The sequence below is a fragment of the Dactylosporangium sp. CS-047395 genome (assembly GCF_050942185.1).
GTDB lineage: Bacteria > Actinomycetota > Actinomycetes > Mycobacteriales > Micromonosporaceae > Dactylosporangium.
Genome location: NZ_CP192015.1, coordinates 4,599,977 through 4,618,914, shown reverse-complemented (window position 1 = coordinate 4,618,914; position 18,938 = coordinate 4,599,977). Strand labels below are relative to the sequence as shown.

At 73.5% G+C, this 18,938-nt stretch carries 17 protein-coding genes and 1 pseudogene; 15 read left to right on the top strand and 3 right to left on the bottom strand.

The features are described 5' to 3' along the window. Positions 1-282: 282 nt before the first annotated feature. Positions 283-1,191, top strand: coding sequence for a DNA topoisomerase IB (locus ACQP00_RS21700; RefSeq protein ID WP_433221801.1), 909 nt, complete (start codon positions 283-285; stop codon positions 1,189-1,191). A gap of 96 nt (positions 1,192-1,287) precedes the next feature. Here ACQP00_RS21700 and ACQP00_RS21695 read toward each other — a convergent pair whose 3' ends face one another. Next, positions 1,288-2,682: an aldehyde dehydrogenase family protein gene (locus ACQP00_RS21695; protein WP_433221799.1), complete on the bottom strand. Its 1,395-nt coding sequence runs from the start codon at positions 2,680-2,682 to the stop codon at positions 1,288-1,290. Between the two features lie 130 nt (positions 2,683-2,812). On the opposite strand from ACQP00_RS21695, the gene ACQP00_RS21690 reads away from it, so the two are divergent. The 12 genes from ACQP00_RS21690 (at position 2,813) to ACQP00_RS21635 (ending at position 14,885) form a co-directional block, all read left to right on the top strand. After that, positions 2,813-4,456, top strand: a complete 1,644-nt coding sequence (locus ACQP00_RS21690; RefSeq protein WP_433221797.1) for a carbamoyltransferase family protein — start codon at positions 2,813-2,815, stop codon at positions 4,454-4,456. Then, a complete protein-coding gene (locus tag ACQP00_RS21685) occupies positions 4,453-5,343 on the top strand; it encodes a glycosyltransferase family 2 protein (protein WP_433221795.1) in 891 nt (296 codons plus the stop codon). The genes ACQP00_RS21690 and ACQP00_RS21685 overlap by 4 nt, the downstream gene beginning before the upstream one ends. Next, entirely contained in the window at positions 5,322-6,899 is a 1,578-nt protein-coding gene (locus ACQP00_RS21680) for an HAD-IIIA family hydrolase (RefSeq protein WP_433221793.1), read from the top strand. The genes ACQP00_RS21685 and ACQP00_RS21680 overlap by 22 nt, the downstream gene beginning before the upstream one ends. Next, a complete protein-coding gene (locus tag ACQP00_RS21675; protein WP_433221791.1) occupies positions 6,896-7,828 on the top strand; it encodes a glycosyltransferase in 933 nt (310 codons plus the stop codon). Before ACQP00_RS21680 ends, ACQP00_RS21675 begins: the two co-directional genes overlap by 4 nt. Further along, a complete protein-coding gene (locus tag ACQP00_RS21670; protein WP_433221789.1) occupies positions 7,813-9,006 on the top strand; it encodes a glycosyltransferase in 1,194 nt (397 codons plus the stop codon). Before ACQP00_RS21675 ends, ACQP00_RS21670 begins: the two co-directional genes overlap by 16 nt. Next, positions 9,003-9,581: a D-sedoheptulose-7-phosphate isomerase gene (locus tag ACQP00_RS21665; protein WP_433221787.1), complete on the top strand. Its 579-nt coding sequence runs from the start codon at positions 9,003-9,005 to the stop codon at positions 9,579-9,581. The genes ACQP00_RS21670 and ACQP00_RS21665 overlap by 4 nt, the downstream gene beginning before the upstream one ends. Before the next feature lie 11 nt (positions 9,582-9,592). Continuing rightward, positions 9,593-10,918, top strand: coding sequence for a PfkB family carbohydrate kinase (locus ACQP00_RS21660; RefSeq protein ID WP_433223944.1), 1,326 nt, complete (start codon positions 9,593-9,595; stop codon positions 10,916-10,918). After that, complete coding sequence (locus tag ACQP00_RS21655) at positions 10,915-11,595, top strand: SDR family oxidoreductase (protein ID WP_433221785.1); 681 nt, start codon at positions 10,915-10,917, stop codon at positions 11,593-11,595. Before ACQP00_RS21660 ends, ACQP00_RS21655 begins: the two co-directional genes overlap by 4 nt. Then, the gene (locus ACQP00_RS21650) at positions 11,592-12,491 is read left to right on the top strand and encodes a glycosyltransferase family 9 protein (protein ID WP_433221784.1); all 900 of its coding nucleotides are present in this window, start codon (positions 11,592-11,594) and stop codon (positions 12,489-12,491) included. The genes ACQP00_RS21655 and ACQP00_RS21650 overlap by 4 nt, the downstream gene beginning before the upstream one ends. A gap of 123 nt (positions 12,492-12,614) precedes the next feature. Next, the gene (locus tag ACQP00_RS21645; protein ID WP_433221782.1) at positions 12,615-13,484 is read left to right on the top strand and encodes a Rieske 2Fe-2S domain-containing protein; all 870 of its coding nucleotides are present in this window, start codon (positions 12,615-12,617) and stop codon (positions 13,482-13,484) included. 61 nt (positions 13,485-13,545) lie between these two features. Further along, positions 13,546-14,625 carry an NAD-dependent epimerase/dehydratase family protein gene (locus ACQP00_RS21640; protein ID WP_433221780.1) on the top strand — a complete coding sequence of 360 codons (1,080 nt, stop codon included), beginning with the start codon at positions 13,546-13,548 and terminating at the stop codon, positions 14,623-14,625. Between the two features lie 47 nt (positions 14,626-14,672). Continuing rightward, on the top strand, positions 14,673-14,885 hold the full coding sequence (locus tag ACQP00_RS21635) for a hypothetical protein (protein WP_433221778.1): 213 nt from the start codon (positions 14,673-14,675) through the stop codon (positions 14,883-14,885). Positions 14,886-15,279: 394 nt separating this feature from the next. Here ACQP00_RS21635 and ACQP00_RS21630 read toward each other — a convergent pair whose 3' ends face one another. Further along, the gene (locus ACQP00_RS21630; protein ID WP_433221776.1) at positions 15,280-16,113 is read right to left on the bottom strand and encodes a glucose 1-dehydrogenase; all 834 of its coding nucleotides are present in this window, start codon (positions 16,111-16,113) and stop codon (positions 15,280-15,282) included. A gap of 92 nt (positions 16,114-16,205) precedes the next feature. On the opposite strand from ACQP00_RS21630, the pseudogene ACQP00_RS21625 reads away from it, so the two are divergent. Both ACQP00_RS21625 and ACQP00_RS21620 read left to right on the top strand, forming a co-directional pair. Then, positions 16,206-16,457: pseudogene (locus tag ACQP00_RS21625) on the top strand (STAS domain-containing protein); the annotation flags it as partial. A 145-nt stretch (positions 16,458-16,602) separates the two neighbouring features. Further along, complete coding sequence (locus ACQP00_RS21620; RefSeq protein WP_433221774.1) at positions 16,603-17,718, top strand: sigma factor; 1,116 nt, start codon at positions 16,603-16,605, stop codon at positions 17,716-17,718. On the opposite strand, the gene ACQP00_RS21615 is transcribed toward ACQP00_RS21620, so the two are convergent. After that, positions 17,670-17,798 carry a helix-turn-helix domain-containing protein gene (locus ACQP00_RS21615; protein ID WP_433223942.1) on the bottom strand — a complete coding sequence of 43 codons (129 nt, stop codon included), beginning with the start codon at positions 17,796-17,798 and terminating at the stop codon, positions 17,670-17,672. The genes ACQP00_RS21620 and ACQP00_RS21615 overlap by 49 nt on opposite strands. Between the last annotated feature and the right edge of the window lie 1,140 nt (positions 17,799-18,938).

The following is an 18,938-nucleotide window of genomic DNA, read 5'->3' as shown; positions in this document are numbered from 1 at the left end:
CGAGCCACGCCGATGCCTCGAGCAGCCAGCATCGGATCCGGTCGCCTCACCCGGCAGCTGAGGCGAGGACCTTCGGCCGCCCGTCGCTGCAAGCGGCGGCGCGGCAAGGGCCGCGCCAAGTTCCACGGCGGAGCCGGCGCCGACGGTTGCCGTGCCGGTCGGCAGCTAGGGAAGCGCGCCGACAGCGAGCCCCGCATCGGATAGATCACCCGACGCCGCCGGCATGACCCCATATGAGGAATATGTCGTTACGACTGGCTGGAGGCCGGGTATCGGCGCGGCATGCGGTTACGTCGCAGCCATCCCGACAAGCCCGGCCTCCGCCGGGTCCGTGCCGGCCGCGGATTCAGCTATCGCGATGCCAGCGGTACACGGCACACCGATACTGCCACCCTGGACCGGATCAAAGCCCTGGTGATTCCGCCCGCCTGGCAGGACGTGTGGATCAGTCCCGACGATCGCGGCCACATCCAGGCCGTCGGTGTCGACGCCGCCGGACGCAAGCAGTACCTCTACCATCCGCAGTGGCGGGAACAGCGCGACCGTGCGAAGTTCGCGCACACCCTCGACGTCGCGGCGGGCCTTCCCGCCATGCGCGACCGCATCCGCCACGACCTGACCCACGGCCGCGGCCTCAGCCGCGATCGGGTGCTCGCCGCGATCGCCGGGCTGCTCGACCTCGGCATGTTCCGGGTCGGCGGCGCCGCGTCGGCCGACCGCGACGACGACCCGTCCTACGGGCTGTCCACGCTGCGGCCGGACCACCTGCGCTGCACCGGCGGGTGTGTGCTGCTGGAGTTCACGGGCAAGTCCGGGATCGAGCACGAACGCCGGGTCGAAGACGGCGAAATCTGTACCGTCCTGCGGGATCTGCGCCGACGCCGCCACGGCGAATCCCGGCTCTTCGCCTATTGGGATCCGGCCGCGCGGCGCTGGCGCGAGGTGACTGCCGCGGCGATCAACACCTATCTGCGGGACATCGGCGGCCAGGATATGTCCGCGAAAGACTTCCGGACATGGCACGGCACCGTCGCCGCGGCGAAGGCGCTCGCGGAGCAGGGACCTCAGCCGACCGAGACGAAACGCCGAAAGGCCGTGGCGGAGGCAATGCGGGACGTCGCCGACCTGCTCGGCAACACCCCCACCGTCGCCCGGGCGTCTTACGTCGATCCTCGCATCATCGACGCATAGTACGACGGTGGCACCGCGGAGAATGAGCAGGGCGTCCGCGACCTCCTCGAATCGGCCTCGTAGCCGGACCTGCCCGCAGCGAGCAGCGTCCCTCCGTCACCAGCCGCCAGGCGGCGCCTCCAGATGGACGACCTTGGTCGCGGTCATCTCATCGAGCAGTTCGGGACCGTAGCCGAATCCCTGCCCGCTGCCTCGGCGGGGATGGGCCGCCCCGCCGGGCGCGCCACCGAAGACCGCGTTGATTTTGACGGTACCGGCCTCCAGCTGCTGCCACGCCCAGTGCGCGTTGCTCATCGAGCCGGTCAGCACTGTGGCCGCCAGCCCGTACGGTGTCTGCGCGGCCCGGCGCAGGGCCTCGTCGAACGATCCGACCGTCATGACCGGTGCGACCGGCCCGAACGTCTCGGACTCCATCACCCGCATCTCGTCCGTGCACTCGGCGAGCACCGTCGGCGGATACCATGCCCCGGGCCGGCCCGGCACGACCCCGCCCGTCAGCAATGTCGCCCCGCGGTCGAGGGCATCGACCACCTGACCGTGGACGGCCGCTCGGTGGCGCTGGTCGACCAGCGGCCCGATCGCGAACGCGTCTGCCTCCTTTACCAGGGCGGCGAGGAACTCCTCGGCCACGGCCGCGTGGACGTAGATCCGTTCGACGGCGACGCAGACCTGCCCGGCGTTCGCGAACGCCCCGAGCGCGGCCTGGGCCGCGGCCCAGGCCGGGTCGACATCGGCGTCGACGATGAGCGGGTCGCTGCCGCCGTTCTCCAGCAGCGCCTTCGCGCCGGTGCGGGCGGTCGCGGCGGCGATCGAGCGGCCGGCCGTGGTCGAGCCGACGTGGGCGACGACATCGACGGCGGACTCGGCCAGGGTGGAGCCGGTCGGGCCGGCCCCGGCCAGCATCGACAGGACGCCCGGCGGCAGGTGTGGCGCCAGGAGTCTCGTCAGCAGCCAGCCGGTCGCTGGGGAGCGTTCGCTGGGCTTATAGACGACCGTGTTGCCGGTGAGCAGGGCCGCGCCGAGCAACCCGCAGGAGACCGCGACGGGATCGTTCCACGGGGTGATCGCGGCGACGACTCCGCGCGGCTCGGGCACCATGAGGTCCAGCGACCCGGGGTCTCCGCCGAGCGTGCGGCCGCCGCGCAACGGGGCCAGCTCCGCGTACTGCCGTAGCGTCCCCACACCGGCTGCGATCGACGCGGCCGCTTCCGCCTCCGGCTCGCCCATCTCGGCCGACATCATCCGCGCGAGCGCGTCGGTCGCCTGTTCCACCGCGATCGCCGCGGCCCGCAGGGCGTCCGCGCGGGCGTCGGGGGCGGTCGCCGCCCAATCCGGCTGGGCCGCCCGGGCCGCCGTGACCGCCGCAGTGACCTCATGCTCGGTGGCGGCCGGCGCAGTGGACACGGGCGTTCCGTCGTGCGGGTCGAGCACGGTCGACGGGTCCGAGCCAGCGGTCCATGCCCCGGCGATCAGGTGTTCCACGGTGTACATGGGCGGATCTGGTTCCCCGGCACCGCGACCTTAAACGCTTCTGCGGCAGAACCGTTCCCAAAAGACGATATCGATTCTCCTGGAGAACCGTTTTGATTCACGGCACTCGGCCGTGGTAGGCGGGGTGGGCATGAAGGTGCTCGGCATCAACGCGATCTTCCACGATCCGGCGGCGGCCCTCGTCGTCGACGGGCGCACCGTCGCCGCCGCCGAGGAGGAGCGCTTCAGCCGCCGCAAGCACGGCAAGCGGCCGGTGCCATTCTCGGCCTGGGAGCTGCCGGAACTCGCGGCGGCCTGGTGCCTGGCCGCGGCCGGGCTGCGTCCCGAGGACCTCGACGCGGTCGCGTATTCGTTCGACCCGGCGCTGTGTGTTGATTTGGGTCCGCTCGGCGTCGACGACCTCTCCGACGCGCTGCGGGTCGACTACGCCCGCCGGGCCCCGCAGTTCTTGGCCGCGGCCCTGCCCGGGCTCGACCCGCGGCAGGTGCGGTTCGTCCCGCACCACGTCGCCCACGCCGCGTCCGCGGGTCTGTGCGCGGGCGGGGACGGGGCCGTGCTCGTGCTGGACGGGCGCGGGGAGACCGCCAGCCACCTGGCCGGGGTCTACCGCGGCGGCGAGCTGACCACGCTGGCCGCGCAGCGTCTGCCGCACTCGCTGGGCCTGCTGTACGAGGACCTGACCCGGCACCTGGGCTTCCTGCACTCCAGCGACGAGTACAAGGTGATGGCTCTGGCGTCCTACGGGCGTCCGCGGTTCCTTCCCGAGCTGTGCGAGTTCGTGCACGCCACCGGCGACGGCGGCTTCCGGGTCGAGCCGATCGACTGGGCGGCCCTGGTCAAACGTCGGGCGGCCGACGGCGAGATGACTGACGATCACGCCGATCTCGCCGCGTCGGTGCAGACCCGCCTCGAGGCAGTACTGCTGGAATTGGCGCATTGGCTCTTCGACGCGTCCGGCGGGCCAGCCGTGCTGACCATGGCGGGCGGGGTGGCGCTCAACTGTGTCGCCAACGCCCGCGTCGCCGCCGAGGGACCCTTCTCCCGGGTCTGGGTGCAGCCCGCGGCCGGAGACGCCGGCACGGCACTGGGCGCCGCCCTGCACGTCGCGTCGACCGCCGGGGTGGTCGAGCCCATGCGCGGAGCCGATCTCGGGCGCGTTTGGAGCGACGACGAGCTCGAGGCCGAGCTGCGGCGGGCCGCGCTGCCGTACACGCGCCCGCCCGACATCGCCGCCGAGGCCGCCGACGTCCTCGCGCGCGGCGGGATCGTCGCCTGGTATCAGGGGCGCAGCGAGTACGGCCCGCGCGCGCTGGGACATCGCTCGCTGCTGGCCCATCCGGGCGAACGGGAGATGACGGCCCGGCTCAACGACGTCAAGGGCCGCGAGCAGTTCCGGCCGATCGCGCCGATGGTGCGGGCCGAACGGTTCGCCGACATCTTCGACGGCGTGTACCCCAGCCCTTACATGCTCTTCGTGCACCACGTCCGTCCAGAGTGGACGGCGCGAATCCCGGCGGTCGTGCACGTCGACGGGACCGCGCGGGTGCAGACCGTACACCCGGAAGATGAGCCGCTCGTGGCCCGGCTGCTGGCCGAGTTCGAGGCCCGCACCGGCCTGCCGGTCGTGGTCAACACGTCGCTGAACACCGCCGGGCGGCCGATGGTGGACACACCACGCGAGGCGATGGAGCTGTTCGGTTCCGCCCCGGTCGAGCTGCTCGCCCTCGGGCCGTTCGCGGTCCACCGGGCCGCGGCGTTCGGGGTGAGCCGATGACCGCGATCAGCATCGTCGTGCCGACCGCCGGCCGGGAGAGCCTGCGGGCGCTGATCGGCGCGCTGGGTCTGCTGCCGGCCGACGCCGAACTCCTGGTGGTGGCGGACCACGCGCGCCGCGGTCCGGCTGCCGCCCGCAACACCGGCTGGCAGGAGGCGACCGGCGAGTGGGTGGTATTCCTCGACGACGACGTGATCCCGGAGCCCGGGTGGTGCACGCGGCTGCGGGCCGACCTCGACGTCGGCTCCGAGGTCGGCGGCGTGCAGGGCCGCGTTCGGGTGCCGCGCCCGACCGGACGACGCCCCACCGACTGGGAGCGGGCCACGATCGGCCTGGAGCACGGCGCCTGGATCACCGCCGACATGGCCTACCGCCGGGCGGCGCTCGAGGCCGTCGGCGGTTTCGACGAGCGGTTCCCGCGCGCCTTCCGCGAGGACGCCGAGCTGGCCCACCGGGTCCGCCGGGCGGGCTGGGAGCTGCGGCGGGGCCGGCGCACGGTGACCCATCCGGTCCGCCCGGAGAGCCCGTGGGTGAGCCTGCGCACGCAGCGCGGGAACGCCGACGACGCCCTGTTGCGCCGGTTGTACGGCCGCGACTGGCGCCAGCGCCTCGAGATCCCACCCGGCCGCCGGGCCCGCCACGCGCTCATCACCGCCGCGGCCGCCGCCACCGTGGCCGCGGCACTGCTGCCGGGCCGGTGGCACCGGGTCGCGGCCGGGCCGGCGCTCATCTGGGCAGTAGGCACGGCCGAGTTCGCCGCCGCCCGCATCGCGCCCGGCCCGGGGAATCCGGCGGAGGTGGCCGCGATGGCCGCGACCAGTGTCCTCATCCCGCCGCTCGCGGTCGGGCACTGGCTGGCCGGGCGATGGCGGTGGCGCGCCGCGTGAGCCTCTTCGACGCCGTGCTCTTCGATCGTGACGGGACGCTGATCGAGGACGTGCCGTACAACGGCGACCTGGCCCGGGTCCGCCCGCTGCCGGGCGCCCGCGCGGCGCTGGACCGGCTCCGCGCGGCCGGGCTGCGCCTCGGCTTCGTCACCAACCAGTCGGGGCTGGACAACGGCCACTTCGACGCCGGGCAGCTGCGCGCGGTCAACGCCCGCGTCGAGGAGCTGCTCGGCCCGTTCGACACGTGGCAGGTATGCCCGCACGACGACGCCGACGGCTGCGCCTGCCGCAAACCCCGGCCCGGCCTCGTCCACGCGGCCGCCGCGGCGCTGGGGACCACGGCCGGACGGTGTGTCGTCGTCGGCGACATCGGCCATGACATGACGGCCGCGCTCGCCGCCGGCGCCGCTGCCGTGCTGGTGCCGACCGCCGTCACCCGGCCGGCCGAGGTGGCCGCCGCCCCGGCCGTCGCCCCCGACGTACCCACGGCCGCGGACCGGATCGTGGCCGGCGACGAGCTGCACCCGAGCGGCCCGCACCACCCGCACACGGCCGGCACCGTCCTGCTGGTCCGGCCCGACTCGGCCCGGGACGTGCTGCTCACCGGCCCGGCGATCCGCGCCGTCGCGGCCGGTGCCGGCCGGGTGGTGCTGGTGTGCGGGCCACGCGGACGGGACGCGGCCGAGCTGCTGCCCGGCGTGGACGAAATCGTCGAGTGGCGTCTGCCGTGGATCGACCCCGAGCCGGCCCCGGTCGACGCCGTGGACATCGCGGAGCTGATCGTCCGGCTGGCCGGCGCACGGGCCGACCAGGCCGTCGTGTTCACCTCGTTCCACCAGTCGCCGCTGCCGACCGCGCTGCTGCTGCGCCTGGCCGGCGTCGGGCGGGTCAGCGCGATCAGCGACGACTACCCCGGCTCGCTGCTGGATGTACGCCACCGGGTGCCGTCCGGGATTCCGGAGGCCGAACGGGCCCTGTCGCTCGCGGCCGCGGCCGGGTTCCCCCCCGCCCCGGACGACGACCTGCGACTGCAGATCGGCGCCCCGCCGCCGTCACCCGAGCCCGGCCCGTACGTCGTGGTCCATCCCGGCGCGTCGGTGCCCGCCCGGGCCTGTCCGGCGCCCGTGTCGGCCCGCATCGTCACCGCCCTGGCCGCGGCCGGGCACCGGGTGCTCGTCACCGGATCGACCGCCGAGCGGGACCTCACCGCCGCCGTGGCCGGGACCGACGGCGTGGACCTCGGCGGCAAGTTCGACCTGGCCGGCCTGGCTGGGCTGCTGGCCGCCGCCGGCTGCGTCGTAGTCGGCAACACCGGCCCGGCCCACCTGGCCGCCGCGGTCGGCACGCCGGTCGTGAGCCTCTACGCCCCGACCGTCCCCTTCGGACAGTGGGCGCCGTATCGGGTGCCGCTGGTCCGGCTGGGCGACGCCGCTGCGGCCTGCCGGGACACCCGGGCCGGTGTGTGCCCGATCGGCGGGCATCCGTGCCTGGCCACCGTCGACCCGGCCGAGGTCGTCGCCGCCGTGGAACTGCTCAGCGCCGGGAGGCACCGATGAACATCCTGCTGTGGCACGTGCACGGCTCGTGGACCACCGCGTTCGTGCAGGGCAAGCACCACTATGCCGTGCCCGTCACGCAGGACCGCGGCCCCCTCGGCCGCGGCCGGGCCCGCACCTGGGACTGGCCGTCGACCATCGAGGAGGTGTCCCTCGCCGCACTGCCGGACGTGGACGCCGACCTGGCAATCCTCCAGCGCCCCGAGGAGTTGCGGCTGGTGCCGCCCGGCATGCCCAAGGTGTACGTCGAGCACAACACGCCGCGCGGTGACGTGCCCGCCACCCGCCATCCGCTCGCCGACCGCGACGACGTCGTCATCGTCCACGTCACCCACTTCAACGCGCTGTTCTGGGACTGCGGCGGCACCCGGACCGCGGTCATCGAGCACGGCATCGTCGAACCACGGGCCCGCTACACCGGCGAGCTGGAGCGGCTGGCGATCGTCACCAACGAGCCGGTCCGCCGCGGCCGGGTCACCGGCACCGACCTGTTCGCGCGCTTCGCCGCCGCCGCGCCCTTGGACGTGTTCGGCATGGGTGTGGCCGCGCTGGCGAGCGACCGGATCGCGGTGTTCGACGACCCGCCGCAGGCGGCCATGCACGCCGCGCTGGCCCGGCGCCGGGCCTATCTGCACCTGTGCCGCTGGACCTCGCTCGGACTGAGTCTCATCGAGGCGATGACGATCGGCGTGCCGGTCGTCGCCCTGGCCACCACCGAGGCCGTCGAAGCCGTTCCCCACGGCGCTGGCGTGCTCTCCACCGACATCGGCTTTCTGGTCGACGCGGCGCTGTGGCTCATCGAATCACCCGAGGAAGCCCGGCGCCTCGGGGCCGCCGGCCGGGCCGCGGCCCGGCGCCGATACGGCCTCGACCGTTTCCTGGCCGACTGGGACCACCTGCTGGAGGACGAGCTGTGCGCATCGCGCTGATATCCGAACACGCCAATCCCTTAACACCACCGGGAACCGAGGACGCGGGAGGGCAGAACACGCACGTGCGTGAGCTGGCCGCCGCCCTCGCCGCCATCGGCCACGATGTGCAGGTCTACACCCGCCGCGACGCCGCGGACCAACCCCTCACGGTGGCGATGGGCGACGCCTCGGTCGTCCACGTCCCGGCCGGACCGGCCGAGCAGCTGCCCAAGGACGCGCTGCTGCCGTATATGGGCGACTTCGGCCGCTGGCTGGGCGAGCAGTGGGACACCGACCCTTGGACCCCCGACGTGGTCCACGCGCATTTCTGGATGAGCGGCCTGGCCGCGCTGACCGTTGCGGGCCCGCGGGGCATTCCGGTGGTGCAGACGTTCCATGCGCTCGGCACCGTCAAACGCCGCCACCAGGGTACGGCCGACACCAGCCCGCCGCAGCGGACCGGCTTCGAACGGCACATCGGCCGCCACGCCGACCGCGTCATCGCCCAGTGCCGCGACGAGGCCCGCGAGCTGATACGCCTGGGCGTGCCGCGCTCGCGGATCGCGCTCATCCCGTCCGGCGTCGACCTGGACCGCTTCACCCCCGACGGCCCGGCCGAGTCCCTGCCCCCGGCCCACCACCGGATCGTTTCCGTTGGCCGGCTGGTGGAACGGAAAGGTTTCGCCGAGTTGATTCAAGCCCTGCCATTGGTACCGCGGGCAACGTGCCACATCCTCGGCGGTCCGGCCGACGCCGAGGCGGCCCGCCTGCGCCACATCGCCGAGGCATGCGACGTCGCCGACCGCGTGCACCTGGAGGGACCGGTCCCGGCCGGCGCCATGCCCGCCTGGTACCGCGCCGCCGACGTCGTCGCCGCCGTCCCCTGGTACGAACCGTTCGGCCTCACTCCGCTCGAGGCCATGGCGTGCGGCCGGCCCGTCGTCGCCACCGCCGTCGGCGGACTGCTCGACACCGTCGTCGGCGGTGTCACCGGCGACCTGGTCCCGGCCCGCGACCCACGCGCACTCGGCCACGCGCTGCGCCGCCTCCTCGACGACGACATGCGCAGGTTCGCCTACGCCTCGGCCGCCCTCGACCGGGCCCAGACCCGCTATTCGTGGCGGCGCACCGCCGAGCAGCTCGACACCGTCTATCGCACCGTCGCCGGCACCCACGTCCAGGCGGTGGCCGGATGAACCCGCTGCAGAGCCACCTGGCCGCGCTCGCCGCCGCGATCGGGCCGTTCGGGCAGGCCGCCGATCGCCTCGAACGCTGGGGCGTCCATCTCGCTCGGGTCCTCGGCGACGGCGGACGGCTGCTCGTCTGCGGCAACGGCGGCAGCGCAGCCCAGGCACAGCACCTCGCGGCCGAGCTGACCGGGCGGCTGCGCGACGAGCGGATCCCGCTGTCGGCGATCGCGCTGTGCGCCGACTCGTCCGCGGTCACGGCGATCGCGAACGACTACGGATACGAGGACGTCTTCGCCCGCCAGGTCCTGGCCCACGGCCGCCCCGGCGACGTGCTCATCGCCATGTCCACCAGCGGCCGCAGCCCCAACGTCCTGGCCGCGGCCGCCGCCGCCCGCAGCGCCGGCCTGCACACCTGGGCCCTCACCGGCCCCGGCAACAACCCCCTCGCCGACGAGTGCGATGAAGCGGTCCGCTGCCCCGGCGACGGCCAGGTCGTCCAGGAACTGCACCTCGTGGCCGCCCATGTGATCTGCGAACACGTCGACGCCCACCTGAAGCTGCACCGGCTGGTGGCATCATGACCCGCCGGCTGATCGTCGTCGGCGACACCCTCCTCGACCGTGACGTCGACGGCGACGTACGGCGCGTCACCCCGGACGCCCCGGCGCTGGTGCTCGACGAGACGTCCACCGCCGACCGGCCGGGCGGCGCCGGGCTGGCGGCCCTGCTAGCCGCCCGCGCCGGGCTTGACGTGACCCTGGTGACCGCCCTCGCCGCCGACACCGGCGGGCAGCGCCTCGCCTCCCTGCTCACCGCGGCCGGCGTCCACCTGCATGCGGTGACCCTGCCGGGTGCCACGCCCGAGAAGGTCCGGCTCCGGGCCCGCGGGCAGGTCCTGCTCCGGCTGGACCGCGGCGGCTACCAGCCGATTCCGCCCGGCGATCCCGGCGACGTCGGGGAGTTGCTCGCCGCCGCGGACGCGGTCCTCGTCAGCGACTACGGCCGCGGCCTGACCGGCCGGCCCGGACTGCGGGCCGCTCTGGCCGGGACCGGCACCCCGATCGTCTGGGACCCGCATCCGCGCGGCAGCGCACCGGTGCCCGGCGCCCGCCTGGCCACGCCGAACGAGGCCGAGGCCCGAACGTTCAGCGACGACGCCGGCGGGGGCACCCGGATCGCCGCCGCCACCCGGGCCGGGCACGAGCTGCGCCGCCGGTGGCGGGCCGGCGCCGTCGCCGTCACCACCGGAGCCGCCGGAGCGGTGTTGTGCCACGCCGGCCCGACACCGCTGGTCGTGCCCGCCCCGCAGGTGGCCGAGGGGGACACCTGCGGGGCCGGCGACCGTTTCGCCGCCGCGGCGGCCGCCGCCCTGGCCGACGGGGCCCTGCCGTCCGAGGCGGTCCAGGCCGCCGTCGCCGCCGCGAGCGCCTACGTCGCCCGACCGCCCCAACGCCCGGCCGAATGCCCGGCCGAACGACATCCGCTGGCCGACGTCCGGGCCCGCGGCGGCACGGTCGTGGCCACCGGCGGCTGCTTCGACCTGCTGCACGCCGGGCACATCGCGACCCTCGAAGCGGCCCGGGCTCTGGGCGACTGCCTCGTCGTCTGCATCAACTCCGACGCGTCGGTCACCGGGCTCAAGGGCCCCGGCCGGCCGGTCGTGCCCGCCGACGACCGGGCCCGGCTGCTGCGGGCACTCGCCTGTGTCGACGACGTGATCGTCTTCGACGAACCGACACCCGAGGCCACCCTCGCCTGGCTGCGCCCTGACATCTGGGTCAAGGGCGGCGACTCCGCCGACGGCGGACCGGCGGCCCTGCCCGAGGCCGAACTCGTCCAGCAGTGGGGCGGCCAGACGGTCATCCTGCCATACCTCGAGGGCCGCTCTACCACCAAACTCATCGGAGGACGAACATGAGCCGCTCCATTCTCGTCACCGGCGGCGCCAGCGGCCTCGGCGCCGCCGTCGTGCAGGCCGCCGTCGGCGCCGGCGACCGGCCCTACGTCATCGACCGGCAAGCGCCCGCCGACGACGTGCCCTGGATCGCCTGCGACCTGGCCGACACCCGGGCCGCCGAGGCCGCCACCCGCAAAGCCGTCGCCGAACTCGGCGGCCTCGACGGCGTCGTCACCGCGGCCGGCATGGACGTGCCCGGCCGCCTCGGTGACGTCGCCGCCGAGGTATGGGAGCGGATCGTCGCCGTCGATCTGCTCGCCACCGCCGCGGTGATCCGGGCCGCGCTGCCCGCGCTGACCGCCTCGCACGGCAACGTCGTCACCATCGCCTCGACCCTCGGCGTGAAGGCGGTCAGCGACGCCACCGCCTACTGCGCCGCCAAGTTCGGCGTCGTCGGCTTCACCCGAGCCTTGGCCGCCGAACTGGCCGGGCACGTAGGCGTGACGCTGATCGTCCCCGGCGGCATGCGCACGAAGTTCTTCGACGACCGCGACGAGCAGTACAAACCCGGCCCCAACGCGATCCTCAACGACCCGGCCAACGTCGCAGCGGCCGTCATGTACGCCGTCAGCCAGCCCCGCGGCAGCGCGGTCCGGGAACTCGTCATTTGCGCGGAACAGGAGACCTCCTACCCGTGATCCTGGTCCTGCGCGCCCTCGGCGTTGGCGACCTCGCCACGGCGGTCCCGGCGCTGCGGGGCCTGCGACGGGCCTTCCCCGACGAGCGGATCGCGCTGGCCGCCCCGGCGTGGCTCGGCCCGCTCGCCGACCTCACCGGCGTGATCGACGAGCTGCTGCCCTGCGAAGGCCTCGACGACCGGCTGCCGGAACTGCACCCGGCGATCGCCGTCAACCTCCACGGCCGCGGCCCGCAGTCGACCAGCCTGCTGGACACCACACTCCCCCAGCGCCTGCTGACCTTCAGCGGCGGTGGCCCACAGTGGCGCGCCGACGAGCACAAGGTCCTGCGATGGTGCCGGATGCTGCAGTGGTACAGCATCCCCTGTGACCCTGACGACCTCACCTTGACCCGGCCCCTGTCGCCACGCCCGGGCACCACGATCGTCCACCCCGGCGCCAAATCCGGCTTGCGCCGCTGGCCCCCGGACCGGTTCGCCGCAACCGCCCGCGCCCTGACCGACGCCGGGCACGACGTCATCGTGACCGGCTCGCCGGCCGAGGCGGCGCTCGCCCACCAGGTCGCCGATGGCGCCCTGCTACCACCCACCGCCGTCCTGGCCGGGGCGACCGGGCTGCGGGACCTGGCCGGCCTCGTCGGCCACGCCCGGCTGCTCATCAGCGGCGACACCGGCATCGCGCACCTCGCCACCGCCTACGGCACACCGTCGGTCGTGCTGTTCGGGCCGGTCCCGCCCCAACTATGGGGCCCGCCACCGGACAGGCCCCAGCACGTCGCCGTCTGGCGCGGACGGGCCGCAGAACCGGGCGACACCGTCAGCGACCTCCCCCATCCGGCGCTCCTGGCCGTCGGGGTCAGCGAGGTCGTGGCCGCCGCCGAGCGGGTCGGTCAATGAACGGCGGCCCCGCCCCCGCCGGCGCTCGTCGACGTCAACCGCGTCGATCCCGGATAGCGGGTCACTGGCGCAGGCGACGATCGGAGGCCGTCATGGTGCAATCGCGCATGAATGGTGTTTCGGGTGGTCCTGCCCGGGCATGCGACAGCCATGCGCGTGCTGGCAAGGCTCCAAGGCGCCCGATCCCTGGACCGGATCGCTGACGCCGTCCGCCGCGCCGTCCGGAGCGCTGTCGGGCGGGGCCGCCTCGCAGACCTGTTGCACGGCCGTCAGCTTGGCCATCCGATCCATCCGGCGATGGTGCAGTTTCCGGCCGGGATGAGCGCGACCGTGCTCGACTTCGTGCCCGGAGCCGAGCACGCCGCCACCGCGCTGCTGATCGCCGGAACCGCGGGCACGTTGCCGGCCGCCGCCACCGGCGCGGCCGACTATGCCACGCTGTCGCGCCGGCAGCGCCGGGTCGCGCGGTGCACGCGGCCGTCAACACCGCCGCCATCGGCCTGTTCACTGCATCGATCGTGGCCCGCCTGCCCGGCGATCGGCGGCGGGGTCAGGAGCTCTCACTGGCCGGCCTCGGTGTCGCCGGGGTCAGCGGCTACCTTGGCGGGCACGTCGCAGGTGCGCTGGCGGGTGGCGTCAACCACGCCGCTGCTGCCCTGCCGGGTGTACCGACGGGACTGGCAGCCCGTCGGTGCCATGGACGACTTCACTGACGGGCAGGTCGCCTCGCGGACGCTCGGCAGCGCACTGGTCCGGGTTTACCGCCAGCGTGACCGGTTCAGCGTGCTCCTGGCGCAGTGTGCGCACCGGGGCGGTCCGCTGTCGGCAGGCCGCACGGTCCAGGTCGACGGCCGGACCTGCGTCGGATGTCCCTGGCACGGCAGTGTGTTCGATCTCGCCGACGGACGTGCGGACCGCGGCCCGGCGGGCTCCGACCAGGTGCAGCTGCGCTCCCGAGTACGCGACGGCCGGCTCGAGGCCGCCCGTCCCTGAACGACAGTCCAGTGAGCGGGAAGGAACTCTCACCATGGGTGGACCAATCACGGGGCGGTCGATGCGTATCGTTATCGTCGGCGCCTCCGGCAATGCCGGGACCGCTCTCCTGCGGCGGCTGCACCGGGAAGGCGGGCACGACCTGCTCGGCGTCGTACGGCGGATTCCGCCGTCGACCGAGGCGCCGTACACCGGTGTGGCCTGGCACTCCATCGACATCGGGGCCCATTCGGCAGTCGATCGGCTGGCCGCGGTCTTCGCCGGAGCGGACGCCGTGATCCATCTGGGCTGGCAGATCCAGCCGAGCCACGACCAGCGGCAACTGCACCGCACCAATGTACTGGGCAGCCGGGCCGTGCTCGCCGCCGTCGTGCGGGCCGCAGTGCCCGCGCTCGTGGTGGCCTCGTCGGTCGGCGTGTACGCGCCCGGCCCGAAGGATCGCCTGGTCGGCGAGGACTGGCCGCACACCGGGGTACGCGGCTCGTCCTACAGTCTGCACAAGGCGGTCGTCGAGGCGATGCTGGACCGGGCCGAGATCGACCACCCGGGCCTGCGCATCGTACGGCTGCGGCCCGGCCTGATCTTCCAACAGGCCGCCGGTACCGAGATCGGCCGCTACTTCCTCGGCCCGCTGGTGCCCACCGGCCTGCTGCGGTTCGGCCGGGTGCCGCTGGTGCCGACCGACCCCGCGCTGCGCCTGCAGGCCGTGCACGCCGACGACGTCGCCGACGCCTACGCTCGCGCCGTCACCTTCGGCGCCCGCGGCGCCTTCAACGTCGCCGCCGATCCGGTGCTGACCCCCCAGCTGGCCGCCGCCATGTTCCACGGCCGGACAGTGCCCGTCCCCGGGGCGGCACTGCGTGCCGCCGCTGGCCTGACCTGGCGGCTGCGGCTGCAACCGGTCGACAGCGGCTGGGTCCGGCTCGCGCTCGCCGCGCCGCTGATGTCCAGTGATCGGGCCGCCACGGAGCTGGGCTGGCGCCCGCAGACCGACGCCGCCGCGGCGCTGCAGGAGCTCGTCGACGGCCTGGCCACCCATGCCCATACCGTGGCTCCACCGCTATCCGGCGGGGCCACTATGCCCGGCCGGCCCGGCGGGCTGCTGCACGGCCGGCTGCCGGGCACCGGCGATCCCTACTGACCTGCAGGCCAGGCGCCGGTCTCCTATCGGCTGCGGCGCTGCTGGGTGTGGCGGCGCATCTCGTCGCTGCTGGCCGTGACCTGGTCGAGGCGCTCGGCCAGCGCTGGATGACCGTCCAGATGCCGCCGGACGGCGGCAAGCAGGTCCGGGACCACGGTTGCGTCAGGGTCGGCGAGAGCGCGATGCAGCCGGTCGAGGGACCTGGTGGCGGCGGCGGGTGCGTTGCGCAGGGCGGCGACCTGCCCTGCGAGGCTGCGTAGGTCGGCGGTGTGTGTCGGCGGTCCACCGGGCAACGGCGCGCACTCCGGCCCGGTGGTCCCGCTCGGCTCGGACGCGGTCCTCGCGGGTGCCCGCGTCGGCGCCGGGGCTGGGTGTGGACCACAAATAGCGCCGCTCGGCGGCCTTCGCCGTGAGCTCGCGCAGGATGTCCTCGACGATCTTCGCCTTGGGTGCGGCCGGGCCGTCTTCGGCGGTCAGGAACGCTTTGAACAGCCGCATGACGATATTGTCATCGTCTTTGAGCAGCACAATGAGCGTCAGTCGACATTGACTCTCCTCGCGGGGGTATCAGCGTGAACCGGTGCGTGTACCCGCCTCGGGCCTGCGTACCCGACGCGACCCTGTTGCCGTCATGTCCGTAGTTGCGACGGTGGGCTACAGGATGGGTTTCCCGCCGGTTACCGGGACGATCGCGCCGGAGATGTAGCTGCCCTCGTCCGAGGCGAGCAGCACGTAGACGGGTGCCACCTCGGCGGGCTCGCCGGGGCGGCCCAGCGGGGTATTCGTGCCGAACTCCTCGACGTGCTCCGGTGGCATGGTCGAGGGGATGAGCGGGGTCCAGATCGGGCCGGGCGCGACCGCGTTGACGCGGATGCCGCGGTCGCCGAGCATCTGGGCGAGACCGGCTGTGAAGTTGGCGATGGCGCCCTTGGTCGTTGCGTAGGGCAGCAGTGTCGGCTTTGGCTGGTCGTAGTTCACCGAGCTGGTGTTGATGATGGCGGCACCGGTCGCTAGATGCGGCAGAGCGGCTTTCACCAGCCGGAACATGGCATGGATGTTGATGTCGAAGGTTCGGGTCCACTCCTCGTCGGTGATCTCCTCGACGGTTTCATGGGTCATCTGGTAGGCCGCGTTGTTGACCAGCACGTCGATGCGCCCGAACTCCCGGACCGCGGCGGCGATGACGGCCTGACACCCGGCCCGGTCGGCGAGGTCGCCCGGGACGAGTACCGCGCGGCGGCCTTCGGCTTCCACGTATCTGGCGGTGTCCCGGGCGTCGTCGTGTTCGTCGAGGTAGGCGATGAGCAGATCGGCGCCTTCCCGGGCGAAGGCGATCGCGACCGCGCGGCCGATGCCGCTGTCGCCGCCGGTGATGACCGCGACCTTGCCGGTGAGCCGGCCGCTGCCGCGGTAGGTTGCCTCACCGTGGTCGGGTTTGCGCGTCATCGCGCCGAGAGAACCGGGCGGCTGCTGCTGCGGCTCGGACATGACGGGCTCACTACCCCACCCGTCGGCACCGAAACGCATTCTACCCCCCGGCCTGGTCGGCAAGAGACCCGCGCGACCGGTCGAACAGCGCCATGATGCGGCGGTTGGAACGCATGGAGCTGTCGGTCAACCTGCACCGCCGCGGGAACGGGACCCTGCTCGAGGTGGGTGGCGTGCTCGACTACGCCGCCGTGCCGGCGTTCCGCCAGGTCGTCTTCGAACGCTTCGACGCGTGCTCGCACCGTATCACCATCGGCGCGGCCGCCGTTCGGCTCATCGACGCCGCCGCCATCAACGTTCTGCTCTACCTGCAACGCCGGGTCGACGAAGCCGGCGGCGGGCTGCGGCTCACTGGGGCACGCGGTACCGCACTCGCCGCACTGGAGATCGCCGGCATCGCCAAAGACCGCGACGCCTACGCCGAATCGGGCTGGCAGCTGAAGCACCGCACCGGTGCCCTGGTCGACCTGGCGGGCGTGCGAGTCAGTCATGGGCAGTGGCCGCCCGGCGCGACGGAACTGCTCACGTCGCTGTACGCCCTGCCGCCGCAGGACCCGTGCCGGGTCCGGCTGCGCGGAGAGACCATCGCCCCGGAGCCTGCCCGCGGCACAGCAGCTGGCCCGCCGCTACGCCGCGGGCCGCGAGTCCCTCGGCGACCACGAGCAGGTGGCCGCGGTCGGCCTGATCAAGGCGGTCGACGGTTTCGAGCCCGCCCACGGCGTCGAGTTCGGCGCCTACGCCACACCCACCCTCACCGGGGAGCTCAAGCGGTACTTCCGCGACCGTACGGCTGCCGTGCGGTTGCCACGCCGGCTGCAGGAGCTGCGGCTGCAGATCATCCGGGCACGCGGCGAACTCGCCGTGTACCTCGGGCGAACGCCCAGCACCGCGGACCTGGCCGCGTATCTCGACGCGGACGAGGCCGACGCAACCGAGGTCGTCGCAGCCCAGCACGTGCAGCATGCGATGTCGATCGACGCGTCGGTCCACACCGGCGGCAGCGACGCCGAGGGCGACGTCACCGTCGCCGGCACCGTGGCGGCGACGACCCGGGCTTCGCCCTGTCGGAGTTGCGGGTGTCCCTGCCCGTCGTGCTGTTCGGGGTGCAGCACAGTGCCGGGGGTGTGGTCGATCGATGACACAGCGGTCGATCCGGCCAGGGAGATCCGAACAGGGCACGGCTATCCGGACACGGCCGTGAGGAAGCAGCTTACCTGGGTCGTGACGCGTGTTGCCGCGGTCACGGTGCCGGTCGACGGCCGCGGTCGTCAGCCGGTTCCATCTCGATCGAGGCCAGCGTTCGACGGGACGTCGAGCACGGCGGACTGCTGGGACGTGTCGAGTGCGAATGGTCGGTCGCTCCGCCGCGGTAGCGCAGCGAGGCTGGCTACTGCCGCGGGTCCGCATGCTGCTGGAAGCGGCGCTGAGCAACTCCCCCAACGGCGTTGGTGGGCCTCGACCTGCATGCCGGCGCTCACTCGGCCGCCGGCTTCGGGTCGCGGTGCGCGGAGCTGGCCGGTGTCCTGCTTGTCGTCATCCCCGCCGGATTTGCCGTGCTACCAGCGCAGGGTTCGGCTGGGCAGTTCACCGATGTGGCGGCGGTAGGCGGCGGTGAATTGGCTGGTGCTGCTCCAGCCCCACCGCCGGGCGACGTCGGTGACGGTGACCCCCGCCGGACGGGTCAGCCGCCCGCGGGTCGTCCGCGGCCCGTTCGAGCCGGACCCGGCGCAGGTACTGCGTCGGTGTGGTCTGCAGGTAGCGGCGGAACGCCGCCTGCAGGGTCCGGCCGCTGGATGCGGTGGCGGCCGCTGGATGCTCGAGGGTGAGCGGCTGGTCGGTGTGCTCGTGGATGTAGGCGCAGGCCCGGCGCACGCTCGCCGGTGCCGCCCAGCCGGTTCCGGCCTGGTAGGCGGCGGTCATCGCGGTGCTCGGAAAAGTGTGCACGGCGGTGACTGCGGCGGTGCGGATCAGTTCCTCGACGAGCAGCGCGCTGACCGTGGGCGAGTCGTCGGTCAGCAGCATCGCGCCGGCCAGCCGGGGGGCGACCGCGGTCCACTGCCGGGCCGCGGCCGCGGACAGCGGGCTGGTGGACTCGAACCGGAAGTGGCCGGCCGCGACCCCGGTCAACTGCTCGGCGGCGGCCGCCACCCGGGCCACCGGCAGCTGCACGGCGAGCACACCCATGTCGAACAGGTCGACCTGTAGCGGCATGCCGAGCGGGTAGAATGAGACGTCACCGGCCGGCACCAGGGTCTCGTCCCGGCCCTGCCGGATCTGCAACCGGCCGTTGCCGACGCAGAAGAACAGGTAATGGTCGAACGGATCGGTTCCGGCTGAGTAGTCGACCGTGGACCGGAGCCGGCTCACCGCGAGGTCGCCGGTTTGGGCCACCGTCGCGCTGAACCTGGCATCGCCCGGCACACGCAGGAACCGCGACTGGTTCCCCACGTACATCTGCCGGATGAAGTCCTCGGTTCGGGTCTCGTGCTGGGTGGAGACCGAGAACCGGTGGACGATCTCGGCCGGACCCGTCTGCGCCGGCATGCGGTGACCACCTCCCATCCGCGGCCGGAACGGACACCGGCGTCGGTACCGGACGACCTGACCACCGTACGCCGTGATCGTCCCTGATACGCAACCAATGTCCCCGCCAACTTGGCCGATACGCGACCGTCGTGCTCGATGAACAAATGCAGGCAGCACAACGTGCGGCGCTGATCACCGCCTGGACCGGCGCCGCCCACGCCCGCGCCGTCCGGCTCCTGGCCCAGGCGGTCGTACTCCAGCATCAGTCCGCCGCGGCCCGCCGCGCAGCTGAGGCCGCG